Source organism: Agrobacterium sp. 5Ca39 (genome assembly GCF_055382365.1).
Map to the genome: position 1 here is coordinate 1,620,813 of NZ_AP026437.1, position 16,019 is coordinate 1,636,831.

The 16,019-nt window shown below is 59.7% G+C and carries 15 protein-coding genes; 12 read left to right on the forward strand and 3 right to left on the reverse strand.

Annotated elements, in window-relative coordinates; all coding sequences use genetic code 11:
* The first annotated feature begins 259 nt into the window (after positions 1–259).
* From ACZ47E_RS21135 to ACZ47E_RS21150, 4 genes are all read left to right on the forward strand, one after another.
* Positions 260–1,759, forward strand: a complete 1,500-nt coding sequence (locus tag ACZ47E_RS21135) for a helix-turn-helix transcriptional regulator (RefSeq protein ID WP_022562864.1) — start codon at positions 260–262, stop codon at positions 1,757–1,759.
* 118 nt (positions 1,760–1,877) lie between these two features.
* Entirely contained in the window at positions 1,878–2,057 is a 180-nt protein-coding gene (locus ACZ47E_RS21140; protein WP_004445431.1) for a CsbD family protein, read from the forward strand.
* A 7-nt stretch (positions 2,058–2,064) separates the two neighbouring features.
* Positions 2,065–2,412, forward strand: a complete 348-nt coding sequence (locus ACZ47E_RS21145) for a BON domain-containing protein (RefSeq protein ID WP_080823375.1) — start codon at positions 2,065–2,067, stop codon at positions 2,410–2,412.
* On the forward strand, positions 2,409–2,915 hold the full coding sequence (locus ACZ47E_RS21150; protein ID WP_022562866.1) for a DUF992 domain-containing protein: 507 nt from the start codon (positions 2,409–2,411) through the stop codon (positions 2,913–2,915). The genes ACZ47E_RS21145 and ACZ47E_RS21150 overlap by 4 nt, the downstream gene beginning before the upstream one ends.
* Positions 2,916–2,979: 64 nt before the next feature.
* On the opposite strand, the gene ACZ47E_RS21155 is transcribed toward ACZ47E_RS21150, so the two are convergent.
* Entirely contained in the window at positions 2,980–4,254 is a 1,275-nt protein-coding gene (locus ACZ47E_RS21155; protein ID WP_022562867.1) for an NAD(P)/FAD-dependent oxidoreductase, read from the reverse strand.
* 15 nt (positions 4,255–4,269) lie between these two features.
* Positions 4,270–4,938, reverse strand: coding sequence for a haloacid dehalogenase type II (locus ACZ47E_RS21160; RefSeq protein ID WP_022562868.1), 669 nt, complete (start codon positions 4,936–4,938; stop codon positions 4,270–4,272).
* Between the two features lie 324 nt (positions 4,939–5,262).
* On the opposite strand from ACZ47E_RS21160, the gene ACZ47E_RS21165 reads away from it, so the two are divergent.
* The 7 genes from ACZ47E_RS21165 (at position 5,263) to ACZ47E_RS21195 (ending at position 13,716) form a co-directional block, all read left to right on the forward strand.
* Entirely contained in the window at positions 5,263–6,099 is an 837-nt protein-coding gene (locus ACZ47E_RS21165; protein ID WP_022562869.1) for a GNAT family N-acetyltransferase, read from the forward strand.
* A gap of 16 nt (positions 6,100–6,115) precedes the next feature.
* Complete coding sequence (locus ACZ47E_RS21170) at positions 6,116–7,489, forward strand: aspartate aminotransferase family protein (RefSeq protein WP_022562870.1); 1,374 nt, start codon at positions 6,116–6,118, stop codon at positions 7,487–7,489.
* Positions 7,490–7,748: 259 nt separating this feature from the next.
* Positions 7,749–8,462: an HAD-IA family hydrolase gene (locus tag ACZ47E_RS21175; RefSeq protein ID WP_034496993.1), complete on the forward strand. Its 714-nt coding sequence runs from the start codon at positions 7,749–7,751 to the stop codon at positions 8,460–8,462.
* Between the two features lie 93 nt (positions 8,463–8,555).
* Positions 8,556–10,166 (forward strand): ABC transporter substrate-binding protein, encoded by a 1,611-nt coding sequence (locus ACZ47E_RS21180; RefSeq protein WP_022562873.1) that lies wholly within the window; start codon positions 8,556–8,558, stop codon positions 10,164–10,166.
* Positions 10,167–10,259: 93 nt separating this feature from the next.
* Positions 10,260–11,210, forward strand: coding sequence for an ABC transporter permease (locus ACZ47E_RS21185; RefSeq protein ID WP_004445443.1), 951 nt, complete (start codon positions 10,260–10,262; stop codon positions 11,208–11,210).
* Positions 11,210–12,064: an ABC transporter permease gene (locus ACZ47E_RS21190; RefSeq protein ID WP_004445444.1), complete on the forward strand. Its 855-nt coding sequence runs from the start codon at positions 11,210–11,212 to the stop codon at positions 12,062–12,064. Before ACZ47E_RS21185 ends, ACZ47E_RS21190 begins: the two co-directional genes overlap by 1 nt.
* Positions 12,061–13,716, forward strand: coding sequence for an ABC transporter ATP-binding protein (locus tag ACZ47E_RS21195; protein ID WP_022562875.1), 1,656 nt, complete (start codon positions 12,061–12,063; stop codon positions 13,714–13,716). Before ACZ47E_RS21190 ends, ACZ47E_RS21195 begins: the two co-directional genes overlap by 4 nt.
* Before the next feature lie 248 nt (positions 13,717–13,964).
* On the opposite strand, the gene ACZ47E_RS21200 is transcribed toward ACZ47E_RS21195, so the two are convergent.
* Positions 13,965–14,441 carry an Lrp/AsnC family transcriptional regulator gene (locus tag ACZ47E_RS21200; RefSeq protein WP_004445447.1) on the reverse strand — a complete coding sequence of 159 codons (477 nt, stop codon included), beginning with the start codon at positions 14,439–14,441 and terminating at the stop codon, positions 13,965–13,967.
* 229 nt (positions 14,442–14,670) lie between these two features.
* On the opposite strand from ACZ47E_RS21200, the gene ACZ47E_RS21205 reads away from it, so the two are divergent.
* Entirely contained in the window at positions 14,671–15,996 is a 1,326-nt protein-coding gene (locus tag ACZ47E_RS21205; RefSeq protein ID WP_022562877.1) for an NAD(P)/FAD-dependent oxidoreductase, read from the forward strand.
* The last annotated feature ends 23 nt before the right edge of the window (positions 15,997–16,019 follow it).

A 16,019-nucleotide genomic window follows, 5' to 3' on the forward strand; every position in this document is an offset into this window, starting at 1 on the left:
CTCGCCCTTGGCATCTGTGGTTCAAGAGGCAGTATGTCCGATGGGCGCGCCCATAAGCAAGTGATCACCGCCGCGTTTGCAGGGGGCGAAAATGAGCCTTGAGGTGACGGTATGACGGACAGCCAACAAATCCGCACCATCCGATTCCGGCGCTTATCGCGGTCAAGCGGCGCGTTATCGTGTCGTCTATGCCGGCTTTGCAACACTTGGCGGAACTTGGCGTTATAAAGGCATAAAGTTTCTAGATGCCAGGGGCGACATGGACGACAGCTTGACCGTTCCCAAGATCAACCGGCTCGTATTGCAAAATCTCGTAACCGGGCTGAGCGACGGGCTGATCCTTCTCGAAAACGACGGAACAATCGCCTGGGCCAACAGGGCGGCGCTTGTGATGCACCGCATAGAATCGGTATCCGAACTCGGCGACGATACCGAAAGCTACCGGCGGAATTTCACGCTTCGGTATCGCAATAATCACCTTCTAGAAGCAGGGCAGTATCCGCTTGAGCGGCTTCTTGCCGGCGAGACCTTTGAAGACGTCACGGTGGAAATATCGCCGAGTGACGATGAAACCGAATGCTGGGTGCACACCGTGCGTGGCCTTATCCTGGAAGATGCCGGCGCGAAACCGGATGTGCTGGTGCTGATCATTCGTGACGAAACGCCGCGCTACGAAGCGGAGGCACGTTTCGAGAGTGCTTTTAACGCAAATCCCGCACCTGGTCTCATCTGCAGGCTTGAAGACCAGCGCTTCATTCGCGTCAACCAGGGCTTTTTGGAAATGACCGGCTTCAGCCGGGAGGATATTATCGGCATCAGCGTCGAGGAACTCGGCCTGTTTTCCGAATGCGATACCGGCGAGGATGCGCTGAAACGCCTGCATGAAGGACGTGTCATACGCCAGCGTGAGGCGCTCATCCCCATTCCCGGCGGCGACCGGCTGGTGATTGTGGCGGGAGAAACCATCGCCGTTGCCGAAGAGCCGTGCATGCTTTTTACCTTCGCCGATCTCGACGGCCGCCGGAAAGCACAAAATGCCCTTCGCCAGAGCGAGGAGCGCTTTTTCAAATCCTTCCGACTCTCGCCTGCACCGGCTGCGATTTCGAGGCTTGAAGATTTCGTGCTGACAGAAGTCAACGATGCATTTCTGACGCTGTGCGGACGCAAGGAAGCCGAGGTGGTGGGCAAGACGGCGAGCGAACTGAAATTGTGGGACGATGTGGCAGCACGGCGCGATGTCGAAAAGCGGCTGAAGGACAATATCCCGATCCGCAACGAGAACCTGCGCATGAACCTTGCCGATGGCAGCGCGGCCGAATGTATCGTTTCTGCAGAACGCGCCGAGATCAATGACCAGCTCTGTGTCATCTGGGCGATACAGGATGTGACGGAACGACGCCGCTCCGAGAACGAACTGATCGAGGCGATCGAGAGCGTCATGGCCGATACATCATGGTTCAGTCGCACCGTGGTGGAACGGCTGGCAGGGCTCAGGCAGAATTCCCGCGGGGCGTCATCCTCCGCTTCGCTCAAGGATCTCACCGAGCGTGAAGAGCAGATATTGTCTCTGATCTGCGACGGATGCAGCGACAAGGAAATGAGCGACCGGTTGAACCTGTCCAGACATACCATCCGCAATCATATTGCGTCGCTATACGGCAAGATCGGCGTTAACCGCCGCACGGCGGCGGTCATCTGGGCTAGGGAGCGCGGTTTTGCCGGCCGCCGGGAAAAACAACATTCGCCACCCGCAAAATAGGTCAATTTGTACCAGTTGAACTAGTAGCTAATGCTCTGCAAGGAGCACTATTCCAGGGCTACCTTTCCATCATGCCGTTACCAACCGCGGCACGCTCAAACGATGGAAGGAGTTCGTCATGGACAATAACCGTATCGAAGGTATCGCCCGTCAGGCAAAGGGCACGATCAAGGAAGCAGCCGGCAAGATCACCGGCAATGACAAGCTTCAGGCTGAAGGCAAGGCCGAAAAACTGGCCGGCCAGGCGCAGGAAAAGCTGGGCCAGACGAAGGATACCGTCAAAAAAGCATTCAAGTGAACCGTCAATGTTCAAGGCAGGAGGTTTCACCATGATGCTTGCGTGCGAAGCAACCCCGGCGGCAAGCTGCCTTCCGCAGGAGGTCAGCCTCTGCGCCGCCTTGCAGGCCGTAATCGCCTATGCTGACGGACAGGAGAAAAGCTCAATCTCCGTCACGTCGGTCGAGGGCCGTATTGTGCTCTCGGGCGAGGTTGAAACGCTCTCTGCCTTCGAACGTGCGGTGATCATCGCGGAATGTTTCGCATCGCGGCCGATCATTGCGGATCTGGCGATCCGGCAGCCGCCCTATCCCTATCTGGATGCCTCTTCCCCACGCATCCGCCTCGTGAATGATAACAGGAGTGACAGACAATGAAAAAACTCGTTCTCGCAACTGCAATTGCAACGCTGGCCATTGCCCCACTCGCTTCCGCCGAGACGAAGCACAACGGCAAGCGCGCTACGGAAACCGCGCAGAAGGAGCGTGTCGGCACGCTGTCGTGTGAAATCGCCGGCGGCGTCGGCCTCGTCGTCGGATCCAGCAAGGCGGTGAACTGCGAATTCCGCCAGCGCTCAGGAAAGACTGAGCGCTACACGGGCAAGATCGGCAAGCTCGGTCTCGACATCGGCGTGACCGGCAAGACCTTTATGAGCTGGATCGTGCTGAACACGGCGGCAAGCCGTGTGGGTGACGGCGCGCTGAGCGGTGATTATGTCGGCGCTTCCGCAGGAGCGTCGGTCGGGGTCGGTGTCGGCGCCAATGCGCTGATCGGCGGCAATGCCAAAAACTTTGCCCTGCAGCCTATCAGTGCGGAAGTGGGAACCGGCGTTAATGTTGCAGCGGGTGTATCCCACCTTCAACTGAAGCGCGCGGGTTAACCGTGCATCCGGGGCATTCAAGGAGTGGCCGCGCCTGGCTGGCGCGGCCACAAATTGCGGCCGGCTACTGTATCTTGTCCAGCATCTTGTAATATAAACCCACGAGCGGCAGGAACCAGGGCTTGCCGAAATGACCTGGCACCGCCGGCCACTCAAGCCCCTTTAGCGGGTTGTTGTCCGGCCGCCCCAGAATGGCGTCCGCAACCACCATGCCGAGATGTGTGGAAAGCTGCGCCCCGTGACCGGAATAGCCCATGGCATACCAGACGCCATCGTGATAGCCGGCCCGCGGATAGCGGTCCTTGGTCATGTCCACCAGTCCGCCCCAGCAATAGTCTATCGGCACATGCGAAAGCTGGGGAAAAATGCGATGGAGGCTTTCCGTCAGGATCGCTCCGCTCTTGGCGTCAGAACGCTGGTCCGACGTGGCGGAGAAGCGTGCACGGCCGCCAAAGATCAGCCGGTTATCCGGAGCCAGCCGGAAGTAGTTGCCGATGTTCATGGAGTTGACATAGGTGCGGTTGCCCGGAACCGACGCCTTCACTTCTGCATCCGTCAGCGGCCGCGTTGCGATGATGAAACTGCCGACGGCGATGATGCGCCGGCGAAAATAACCGAAACCAGAGGGCGTGTAAGCGCCAGTCGCAATGAGAACATTGTCCGCGGTCACCTTGCCGCGCGCAGTTTCAAGTTCGTGAAGCCCGCCGTTCTGGATGTGTTTCGTCACCGACGCATTTTCGAAGATCACCGCGCCATGACGGCTGGCAGCTTCGGCGAGCCCTGCCACATAACGGCCCATATGCATCATGGCGCTCTTCTTCGAGAGCATGGCGCCATGAAAGGGCGATCCTATTTCCGCCGTAAGATCGGCGGCGGACAGAAGCGCCGTATCGGGATCGACCTCGGCGTGGACAGCTTCGAAATTCCTCGCCAGCCCTTCGAAATGCTGCGGCTTCGAGGCCATTTTCAGTTTGCCCGCCCGGCGGAAATTACAGTCGATACCTTCCTCGGCGATCAGGCTCTCCAGCGTGTCGATTGACGCGTCCAGCGCTTTGTAGAGCGCAATGGCTCGTTCCTTGCCAAGCTCCGCCTTAGCGGAAAGATAGGAATGGGCAAGGCCGTTATTGAGGTGCCCGCCATTGCGGCCGGAAGCACCCCAGCCGACCCGCTGCCCTTCCAGAACAACGACGCGCGCGCCCGCTTTTGCGAGCTGGCGCGCAGCACCAAGACCGGTAAAGCCGCCGCCGATGACGGCTACATCATAGTGACCCTCTACAGGACCTTCCGCCGCCCCCGCGAAAGAGGGGGCAGTATCGTGCCAGTAGGAGACGAGCTTCATGGCCTGGTCCTTTCCTTACAGTCCGACAACACCCGCGAGACCGGAAATATCGGCGATCTCGACATAACCATAATAAGGGTTTGCCGGTTCGTGGCCGCGATTGACCCAGACCTTGTTCTTGATGCCGAGATCATGGGCCGACATCAGGTCGTAACGGAATGAGGACGAGACGTGGAGAATGTCTTCCGGACCACAGCCGAGCATGTCGAACAAATATTCGAAAGCCTTGAAATGCGGTTTGTAGGCCTGCGCCTGCTCGGCCGTATAGACGGCATGGAACGGCGCACCGAGCTTTGCGACATTCGACATGATCTGCGAATCCATGGCGTTGGACAGGATGACGAGCGGAATTTCGTTGGCGACCTTCGCCAGACCAGCGGGGACGTCCGCGTGCGGACCCCAGGTCGGAACGCGCTCATAGGTCATGATGGCATCCTCGTCCTTGAAGGATACGCCGTTGCGCTTGCATGTCCGTGACAGCGCGTTGTGAACGACTTCAGCGTAAGGCTTCCAGTCATGCATGACCTCATCCAGACGATAAGCGGAGAAATTCTTGATGAATTCCTGCATCTGCGCTTCATCCAGGCGGTCGCCGTAAAGATCGCGGGCGGCCTCGGCCATCTGAAAGTTAATCAACGTACCGTAGCAATCGAAAGTGATGTATTTCGGGCGGAAGATGGTCATGTCGTCGTCATCCTTGATTGGGGATCGAGTGTGGCCGGAATAATGAGATCATAGAAAGCCTTTGTCCCGTCGGCGCACCGCAATTGCCCGTCGCGAAAGCAGATTGTTGCGTATGTAGCTGCCAGTTTGGCAGAGAGTTGCGCGCGGAGAAACCCGGATGCCCTCGCCTGGCCCGGTTTGCCGCCAGGCGCGCACGACAGGCGGCATAAGATGCGGCAACGGATAAAAGCAACAGCGAAACATATCGAACCTTCCCATTTGTCGGGACAATCTTCTTCAAACCTCAGTCTATCAATGAACCAGCAGAGCAAACGGAGTTTCGGCATGCACGCCAGCCCCATCGACATCCAGTCCTTTCAACCTGACCATCTTGACGCCGCCGTCGAACTCTCGCGCCAGGCCGGTTGGCCGCATCGCAAGGAAGACTGGGCGCTTGTCCTTTCAATCAGCAATGGCTTCGTCGCGCTCGAAAACGGCCGTGTCGTCGGAACCGCAATGGCGACGCTGCTGGGAGATGGCTGCGCCACCGTCAATATGGTGATCGTGGATGAGGCCATGCGCGGCCGCGGTCTTGGCCGCCGTCTGATGGATGCGGCGATCGGCGCCGCCGAGGAGCGCGAATGCCGCCTGGTCGCCACGGCCGATGGCCTTCCCCTCTATGAAAAAATGGGCTTCGTCGCCTCGGGGGAAGTGCTCCAGCATCAGGGCGTTCCTGTTCCTGGCGAAAAGCCGGCGGGTGTCGCCTGGCTCGAGACCGTCGTTCCAGGGGAGCTTGCGGTGCTCGATGCGCAGGCGTTCGGCGCGGACCGCACCCCGCTCTTTGCAGCGCTTGTCGCGAGAGCGCGTTTTGCCGAAGTCCGGCAGGAGGGCGTCCTCAAGGGCTTTGCAGGCCTGCGCGCCTTCGGGCGCGGTGAGGTAATAGGCCCGGTCGTGGCAGAAAATGCTGAAACTGCAAAGGCCCTCATCGCTTTCTTCATTGCCGAGCGCCCCGGCATGTTCCTGCGGGTGGACACCACCGCCGATACGGGTCTCGCCCCATGGCTCGTCGAAAATGGTCTTGCCCATGTCGGCGGCGGCATCGCCATGCGCCGACCGAAGACCGATATCGCCCCCGGCAGAAAATTCAAAACATTTGCATTGACCAGCCAGGCACTCGGCTGAATCCGGAGAGAGACCCATGTTAAGCAATTCCCTGATCGAACTGGACCGCGCCCATCTGGTGCACCCCGTCTCCTCCTTCCGCGGCCATGAGAAGCTGGGCGTGCGGGTGCTGAAATCGGCAAGCGGCGCCACCGTCACCGACATCACCGGCCACCAGCTCATCGATGGCTTTGCCGGTCTGTGGTGCGTGAATGCCGGTTATGGTCATGACAGCATCGTTGAGGCCGCAGCCAGACAGATGCGGGAATTGCCCTATGCCACAGCCTATTTCGACATTGGCAGCGAGCCGGCCATCCGGCTTGCGTCGGAACTCGCCGACCGAGCGCCCGGCGACCTGAACCATGTCTATTTCACGCTTGGCGGCTCCGATGCCGTGGACAGCACCATCCGTTTCATCCGCTATTACTGGCACGCCAGGGGTGAGCCGCAGCGTGACCAGTTCATCTCCATCGAACAGGGTTATCACGGCTCCACCACCGCCGGCTCGGGCCTCACCGCCCTGCCCGCGTTTCATGCTGGTTTCGGCGTGCCTTACGACTGGCAGCACAAAATCCCGTCGCATTACGCCTATCGCAACCCGGCCGGAAGCGATCCCGCCGCCATCATCGCCTCCTCCCTGCAAATTCTGAAGGACAAGATCGAGACGATCGGTCCGGAGCGCGTCGCCGCCTTTTATGCGGAGCCCATTCAGGGTTCCGGCGGGGTGCTCGTACCGCCGCCCGGCTGGATCAAGGCCATGCGGGACCTCTGCAAGTCATACGGCATCCTTTTCGTCGCCGACGAAGTCATCACCGGCTTCGGGCGTACCGGCCCGCTTTTTGCCTGCGCCGACGAAGATATCGTGCCCGACTTCATCACCGCGGCGAAGGGCCTCACGTCCGGCTACGTGCCGATGGGCGCGGTATTCATGGCTGATCATGTCTACGACACGATTGCCGATTTCGCAGGCGACGCGGCGGTCGGCCATGGCTATACCTATTCCGCTCATCCGGTCAGCGCAGCCGTGGGTCTGGAAGTGCTGAAGCTCTACGAAGGCGGGCTGCTGGAGAATGGCCGCCGCGCCGGCGCGCACCTCATGGCGGGGCTGGAAGGGCTGAGAAGCCATCCGCTGGTCGGCGATGTGCGCGGCCGCGGCATGCTTGCCGCCGTCGAGCTTGTGACCGACAAGGAGAAGAAAACCCCGCTTCCGGCAGCGGCCATACCGGCCCGCAGGGTTTTTGATCGCGCCTGGGAGAACGGCCTCATCGTACGCGCCTTCGCGAACGGCATCCTCGGCTACGCGCCGCCGCTCTGCTGTACGGATGGCGAGATCGATGCGATAATCGAACGGACGCTTAAAACCCTCGATCAGACGTTAGAGGACCCGACCGTGCGGGCGGCAATGGCCTGAAGCGGCGACCGGCTCTTTCCCGGCACCTTCGCGAAATGTCGCCACACAGCGGATATTCGCAATATTCTGCCGAAGAGCCGATCCATTTCGGAGAATCCGGCGCGCCGGAACTGCCAAACTATCCCTAAGAAAAAGCACAAAACGCCACTAAAACAGGCGTTTTCAAAAATGGGAACGGGACAAGGATTCCGTCCGGGAACGAAATAAAATGCCGCAACCCTCCCCTAAAAAGGACGTGGCGGCAGAGCGGAGACCGACATTGCCCAAAAAACTGAGCGACTTCAAATATATGAGCTTCGACGTGGTGGGAACCCTCATCGATTTCGAACGGGGTCTGACATCGACGCTGGCCGCAATCGGTGCGGAAAACGGTGTTGAGGTCGATGGTGAAAAGGCGCTCGCGCTCTACCGTGCGGCCCGCTACTCCGACGCGACCGACCTTTTTCCCGATGATCTCGTGCGCGTCTACCTCATCATTGCCCCTGAGCTCGGCCTGCCGGTGGAGCGCGCCTATGGTGAGCGTCTGCGCGACGCGGCGAAGGACTGGAAAGGCTTTGCCGACAGCCGCGCCGCCATGGCCGAACTTTCAAAGACCCACCGCCTGATCGCCATGACCAACGCCCGACGCTGGGCCTTCGACTATTTCTCGAAGGAACTCGGCAACCCCTTCCACGCCGCTTTCACTGCCGATGACACCGGCACTGAAAAGCCCGACCCTGCCTTCTTCGAGAAGGTCTTCTCCTTCGTGGAAAGCGAAGGAGCGTCGAAGGACGACATTCTGCACGTGGCGCAGAGCCAGTACCACGATATCGGCATTTCCCGAAAACTCGGCATGACCAATTGCTGGATAGAGCGTCGCCATGCCCAGAAGGGATATGGCGGCACGATCGAGCCGGAAAACTTTACCGAACCGGATTATCACTTCACGTCCATGGCCGGCCTTGCCGAAGCCGCCAGACAATCGGGCGGCTGAGCCGCCCCTGCTGTCGGCGTGGCGCACACCGGTGCCCAGCCGCAGATAATTTCTACAGACGCATTTCAAGAAATCATACAAAAGGGGAAGACCATGAGTGACAGGATTTCAAACTGGACCCGCTCCGACGATGCTGCCGTTGAACAGGCGATACGCCGCGGCGCCACACGGCGCGAACTGCTTCACATGATGCTGGCGGGCGGCGTGGCCCTTTCCGCCGGCTCGGCAATCCTCGGCCGCGCCTCGCAGGCCGTGGCGGCTACCCCCGTTTCCGGCGGCGCGCTGAAGGCGGCGGGCTGGTCGGCCTCCACTGCCGATACGCTGGATCCGGCCAAAGCCTCGCTCTCGACGGATTATGTCCGCTGCTGCGCGCTCTACAACCGCCTGAGCTTTCTCGACATTTCCGGCACGCCGCAGATGGAGCTGGCCGAATCGATCGAATCCAGGGACGCCAAGACCTGGACCGTGAAACTCCGCTCAGGAGTGACCTTCCACGACGGCAAGGCGCTGACCGCCGACGACGTGGTCTATTCGCTGAAGCGCCATCTCGATCCAGCCGTCGGCTCCAAGGTTGCCAAGATCGCGGCGCAGATGACCGGCTTCAAAGCCGTCGACAAGAGCACCGTCGAGATTACGCTGGCCAGCGCCAATGCCGACCTGCCGACGATCCTTGCCATGCACCACTTCATGATCGTGGCCGACGGCACCACCGATTTCTCCAAGGGCAATGGCACCGGTGCCTTCAAGCTGGAAAAATTCGAGCCGGGGGTACGCTCGATCATGGCGAAGAATACCAATTACTGGAAATCCGGCGGACCGCACGTCGACAGCTTCGAGTTCTTCGCGATCTCGGACGATAATGCCCGTGTCAACGCGCTTCTCTCCGGTGATATCCAGCTCGCCGCCGCCATCAACCCGCGCGCGCTCCGTCTGCTCGACAAGCAGGAGGGCGTTGTCCTGTCGAAGGGAACGTCCGGCAACTACACCAATCTCAACATCCGTCTTGATCAGGCCCCCGGTAACAAGGCCGATTTCATTGCCGGCATGAAGTCGATCGTCAATCGCGAGCAGATCGTCAAGGCGGCCCTGCGCGGACTTGGGGAAGTGGGGAACGACCAGCCGGTGCCGCCCATGAGCCCCTATCACAATCCGGATCTGAAGCCGAAAGCCTTCGATCCCGAGAAGGCGAAGTTCCACTTCGAAAAAGCCGGCGTCAATGGCCAGTCCATCCCGGTCATTACCTCCGACGCGGCGAACTCGGCCATCGACATGGCGATGATCATCCAGGCTTCGGCTGCGGAAATCGGCGTCAAGCTGGACGTGCAGCGCGTTCCCGCCGACGGCTACTGGAGCAATTACTGGCTGAAGGCCCCGATCCATTTCGGCAACATCAACCCGCGTCCGACGCCCGACATCCTGTTCTCGCTGCTTTATGCATCGGACGCGCCGTGGAACGAAAGCCAGTACAAGTCGGAAAAATTCGACAAGTTGATGCTGGAGGCGCGCGGCCTGCTCGACATGGAGAAGCGCAAGCAGATCTACTTCGAGATGCAGACGATGATCGCCGACGAAGCAGGCACCATCATTCCCGCCTATCTCACCAATGTGGACGCAATCTCCTCCAAGCTGAAGGGGCTGGAAGCCAATCCACTCGGCGGCATGATGGGTTACGCCTTCGCGGAATACGTCTGGCTCGAAGCCTGATAAACCATGGTGCCGGGCGTGAAACAGCGCCCGGCAAGCTTTCCCCAAGATGCGGGAAGCCTCCACCATCAGGCAGGTTGCAGGAGCATGTGAATGAACAGCCGGATATTATCCCTTGTCGCCAGGCGGCTGGTCGTCATGCTGACGACGCTGCTTATCGTCTCATTTATCGTCTTTTCAGCCACCAGCCTGTTACCCGGCGACACCGCGACGATCCTCCTCGGCCAGGCGGCGACGCCTGAAGCCGTTGCCGGCCTGCGTACCGCCATGCATCTCGACGATCCCGCCCTGCTGCGTTTCATCCGTTGGCTTTTCGGCCTGGTGCAGGGAGATCTCGGCACGTCCTATGCCAATAACATGGCGATTGCCGATCTCATCGGCCCGCGTTTCATCAACTCCATGAAGCTGGCCGGCATCACGACCATCATCGCCGTGCCGCTGGCGCTGACGCTCGGCATCAGTTCCGCAATGCTGCGCGGAACGCTTTATGACCGGGCCGTCACCGTGCTGACCATCGGCGTCATTTCGGTGCCGGAATTCATGATCGCGACGCTCGCGGTGCTGCTTTTTGCCGTTTACCTGAAATGGCTGCCGGCGCTCTCGCTCGTCAGCGAAGTGCACACGCTTTTCGATGTGCTGCGTGTTTACGCCATGCCCGTCATCACCCTGACCTTCGTTGTCTCCGCCCAAATGATCCGCATGAGCCGCGCCGCCGTTATCGAGACACTCGACACGCCGTATGTCGAAATGGCGCTGCTGAAAGGTGCGCCGCGCATGCGCATCGTGCTGCGCCACGCGCTGCCAAACGCGCTCGGCCCCATTGTCAACGCGGTGGCGCTCTCGCTCTCCTATCTTGTCGGCGGTGTTATCATCGTCGAGACGATCTTCAATTATCCCGGCATCGCCAAGCTGATGGTCGATGGCGTCGCCACCCGCGACCTGCCGCTGATCCAGACCTGCGCAATGATCTTCTGCGTCGGTTATCTCCTCCTCATCACGACGGCAGACATCATCGCCATCATGTCCAATCCGAGGCTGCGCTGATGGCCGATCATGTCAAAACAACTTCGGGGACCTCGCGTTTGGGTTACAAGATCAACGCAGTCGGCGTTTTCGGCTTTCTCGTCATCTTTCTCTGGGCCATGGTTGCGATCTTCGCGCCATATCTCATTCCGCATCCGGTCGGTGAAATCGTCGATTTCGATTATTTCGGGCCGATGACATCGGAGCTCTGGCTCGGTTCGGACTATCTCGGTCGTGACGTGCTTTCCCGTATTCTCATGGGCGCACGTTTTACGGTCGGCATTTCGCTGGCAGCGGTCGCCATCGCCTGCACCTGCGGCGTTGTGCTCGGCATGTGCGCCGCCGTCATCGGCGGCTGGTTCGACGCCGCGCTCAGCCGGTTTCTCGATGCGGTGAATTCCATTCCAAGCAAGCTTTTCGGCCTTGTGGTCGTCGCCGCTGTCGGTTCGTCCATTCCGGTGTTGATCGTCACGCTCTCGGTCATCTACACGCCCGGCGCCTATCGTTTTGCCCGCGCGCTTGCAGTCAATGTCAACACAATGGATTTCGTCACAGTGGCGCGTGTTCGCGGCGAGAGCCTCTTTTATCTCATCGGCTCCGAAATTCTGCCGAACATCATCCGGCCCGTGCTTGCCGATCTCGGCGTGCGGTTCGTGTTTATCGTCCTGCTTCTTTCTGGCCTTTCCTTCCTTGGCCTCGGCCTGCAGCCACCCAATGCCGACTGGGGTGCGCTGGTGCGCGAAAACATCGGCGGCCTGCCTTTCGCGGCTCCCGCGGTCATTTTTCCGTCACTGGCCATTGCAAGCCTGACGATCAGCGTGAACCTGCTGATCGACAATCTGCCGCAGAAAATTCGCGACAGGAGCGAAGCATGAACAATCTCGTTGAAATCCGCGGATTGAAGGTCGAGGCAACCACCGATTCAGGCCGTCGCATCGATATCATCAAGGGCGTCGACATCGATATCGCCGATGGCGAAATCGTCGCACTGATCGGCGAAAGCGGCTCCGGCAAGACCACCATCGCACTGACGCTGATGGGTTATGCCCGCCCCGGTTGCCGCATTTCCGGCGGCAGCGTCAAGGTGGCGGGTCAGGATATGGTGCAGCTTTCCGAAACAGAGCGCGAAAGGGTTCGCGGCACACAAGTCACCTATGTCCCGCAAAGCGCTGCTGCCGCCTTCAACCCGGCACAGAAGATCATAGATCAGGTCATCGAAGTCACCCGCATCCATCACCTGATGCCGCCGCAGGAAGCCCGTGCACGCGCGGTTGAGCTCTTCAAGGCGCTCTCATTGCCCAACCCGGAAACCATCGGTGACCGTTATCCGCATCAGGTCTCCGGCGGTCAGCTTCAGCGCCTCTCCGCGGCCATGGCGCTGATCGGCAATCCGAAGCTGGTGATCTTCGACGAACCGACCACCGCACTCGACGTGACGACCCAGATCGAGGTCCTGCGCGCCTTCAAATCGGCAATGCGTAAGGGCGGCATCGGAGGTGTCTATGTGTCACACGATCTCGCCGTCGTTGCCCAGATCGCCGACCGGATCGTGGTGCTGAAAGGCGGCGAGGTACAGGAAACCGGCACCACCAGGGATATTCTCGAAAATGCGCAGCATCCCTACACAAAGGAATTGCTGACGGCATTTCATGACAAGGTCCGCGCGGTCGCCCCGCCAACGCAGGAGCGGGCAGCACCGTTGCTGGATATTGAAAATCTGATCGCTGGATATGGCACCAAGGGCGACGACAGGATGCCGCTCGTGCGCGCCGTGGATTCCGTCAGCCTTTCGGTCTATCCCGGTCGCAATCTCGGTATCATCGGCGAATCCGGCTGCGGAAAATCGACACTGGCACGCGCCATTGCCGGCATTCTTCCGGCGGCAGGCGGCCATGTCATTTTCGAAGGCAAGGAGCTGGATGCCGATGCCCGCCATCGGACAAGCGACCAGCTGCGCCGCATGCAGATCGTTTTCCAATATGCCGATACCGCGCTTAACCCTTCGAAACCGATCGAGGATATTCTCGGCCGGCCGTTGACCTTTTATCACGGCATGAAGGGCAAGGCCCGGGATGCGCGGGTCGATCAGCTTCTCGACATGGTGAAGCTGCCGCGCTCGGTGCGCCACCGTCATCCCTCAGGCCTGTCAGGCGGGCAGAAGCAGCGCGTCAATTTCGCCCGGGCGCTGGCCGCCGAACCATCACTCATCATCTGCGACGAAATCACCTCGGCGCTGGACACCGTGGTTGCCGCCGCCATCATCGATCTTCTCGGCGAATTGCAGCGGGAGCTGAACCTCTCTTACATCTTCATCAGCCACGATCTCTCGGTGGTGGAGACCATCTGCGACGAAATCGTGGTGATGTACGCCGGCAAGAAGGTGGAGCATCTGGAGACGGAAGCCATAAAATCGCCGACGCATCCCTATTCAAAGCTGCTCTTCTCTTCGGTACCCAAACTCGACCCGACATGGCTCGACAATCTTCAGCAGGATGCAGAGCTGGTGCGGGCGTTTTCCAAGCGGTGAGCTGCTGAAAAACAGTAAGGCGTTGCAAAAACCTGGGTGATTACCAAAGAGGATTGAGACGCTGTCCTCCGTCATGCCGAACTTGATCCGGCATCCAGCCACGGCGCGTCTGCCCCGTGAGAAGAGTCTTTTGCAATCAAGGACTTGATCGCGCTGGACCCCGGATCAAGTCCGGGGTGACGGAGTGTAAGTGCAACCCCCTGTCAAACCCATCGGTTCTGCGGACGTCTGATGTACTACCTCTCACTTCAAAGCGGAAAGAGGCTGGTCAGCGGCATATGCGATTTGATAATCGGCGATTTCAGCACCACGAAGCTGAAATATTTGTCGATGCCCACGTCCATATCGGTCAGCCTTTCCATGATCGACTGATATTCGACAATGCCCGACGTGACGAATTTCAGGAGGTAGTCGTAACCGCCGGAAACGAGATGGCATTCCACCACCTGATCGATTTTTTCGACGACCCCGAGGAAGCGGGCGAAATCGATCTGGCGATGATTCTTGAGTGTGATCTCGGTGAAGACCGTCAGCGTCTGGCCGAGTTTGTTGATGTTGATCTGCGCCGAATACCCCTCGATATAACCTTCCGACTGGAGCTTCTTCACCCGCATCAGGCAGGGGCTTGGCGAAAGATTGACAAGTTCCGCCAGCTCGACATTGGTGATGCGACCGTTTTTCTGAAGTTCATAGAGAATCTTGATATCGATCCGGTCAAGTTTCATCACGTGCGGAACCCCTTTTGTTTTTTCAGACACGCGGCATAAAATTCTGGCGCGGCAATTGAAATCTTACCACATGGACGCGCGCTGTCGACGCAACGATGTTTTTTTCATTCAGCAGAAAGAGTTGCAGAGAGGTCTGCGAACAGCAGGAAATTCCGACAGAGAGCCCAGTCTGGCAACGTTTGCGCGCCGGCCAAGGTAAATTAGGACGACTATAAGGAGCCAGACCATGCCCGCCCCGCTGCAACAGATAACGACATCGCCGGACCTGCCGAAAGCGGCTGACGCCGTCATCATCGGCGGCGGCATCGTCGGCGTATTCGCTGCTTATTACCTCGCGCAGCGCGGCCTGAAAGTCGCCCTTGTCGAAAAAGGTCTTATCGGCGCCGAGCAATCCAGCCGGAACTGGGGCTGGTGCCGGCAGCAGAACCGCGACGCAAGGGAATTGCCGATTTCGACGCAGAGCCTTACGCTCTGGGAACGATTTGCGGCCGAAAGCGGCGAGAACACCGGCTTTCGCCGCTGCGGGCTGCTTTACCTGAGCGACAACGAGGCCGAGCTTGCTGGATGGGCGCGCTGGCGCGACTTTGCCCTTACTGCCGGCGTGACGACCCATATGTTGAGCGCAGATGAGGCGAGCGAGCGTGGGCATGCGACCGGAAAACGCTGGAGGGGGGGCGTTTTTTCACCGACCGACGGGACAGCCGATCCTTCCATGGCGGCCCCCGCCGTAGCGCGTGCCATCATGAAGCTGGGCGGCACGGTACATCAGAACTGCGCCGCGCGGGGCCTTGAGACGGAAAATGGTCGCGTCAGCGCCGTCGTTACCGAAAAAGGAACCATCCGCACGAAAACGGCGATCATGTCCGGCGGCGCCTGGGCCTCTTCATTCTGCCGCCAGCTGGGCATCCGTTTTCCACAGGCTTCGGTTCGGTCCTCTATTCTCGCCGTTACGCCCGGCGCGGAAGGTCTGCCGGATGCGCTGCACACTGCCGCCGTCTCGGTAACGAAGCGGAATAATGGGGGCTATACGCTCGCCATCAGCGGGCTTGGACGCATTGACCCGACGGCGCAGCAGGCGCGGTTTGCGCGTGAGTTCGTGCCGATGTTCCTCAAGCGCTGGCGCAGTCTCAGGCCGGGCGGCCTGGAAGGCGTTCGCGGCGGCCATGAGTCACTGAAAAACTGGCGGCTCGATGCGCCGACCCCCATGGAAAGGGTTCGCATTCTGGATCCGAAACCGAATGCGGCAGCGATCCGCGAAACCCATGAAAGAGCTTTGCAGCTCCTGCCTGCTCTGCGCAAAACGCAGGTTTCGACCACATGGGCCGGCTTTATCGACAGCACACCGGATGGCGTACCTGCCATTGGTGAAACCATCGAATTGCCCGGCTTCATCCTCGCCGCGGGCTTCAGCGGCCATGGTTTCGGCATAGGTCCGGGAGCGGGCCACCTCATTGCCGATATCGTCACTGGCGCCAGCCCGATCGTCGATCCCGCGCCTTATCATCCCAGCCGTTTTAACAGCTCGGCCTGGGGCAAGGTCGCGGATTTCTGACGGACAAATACCCGCGGGGCTGA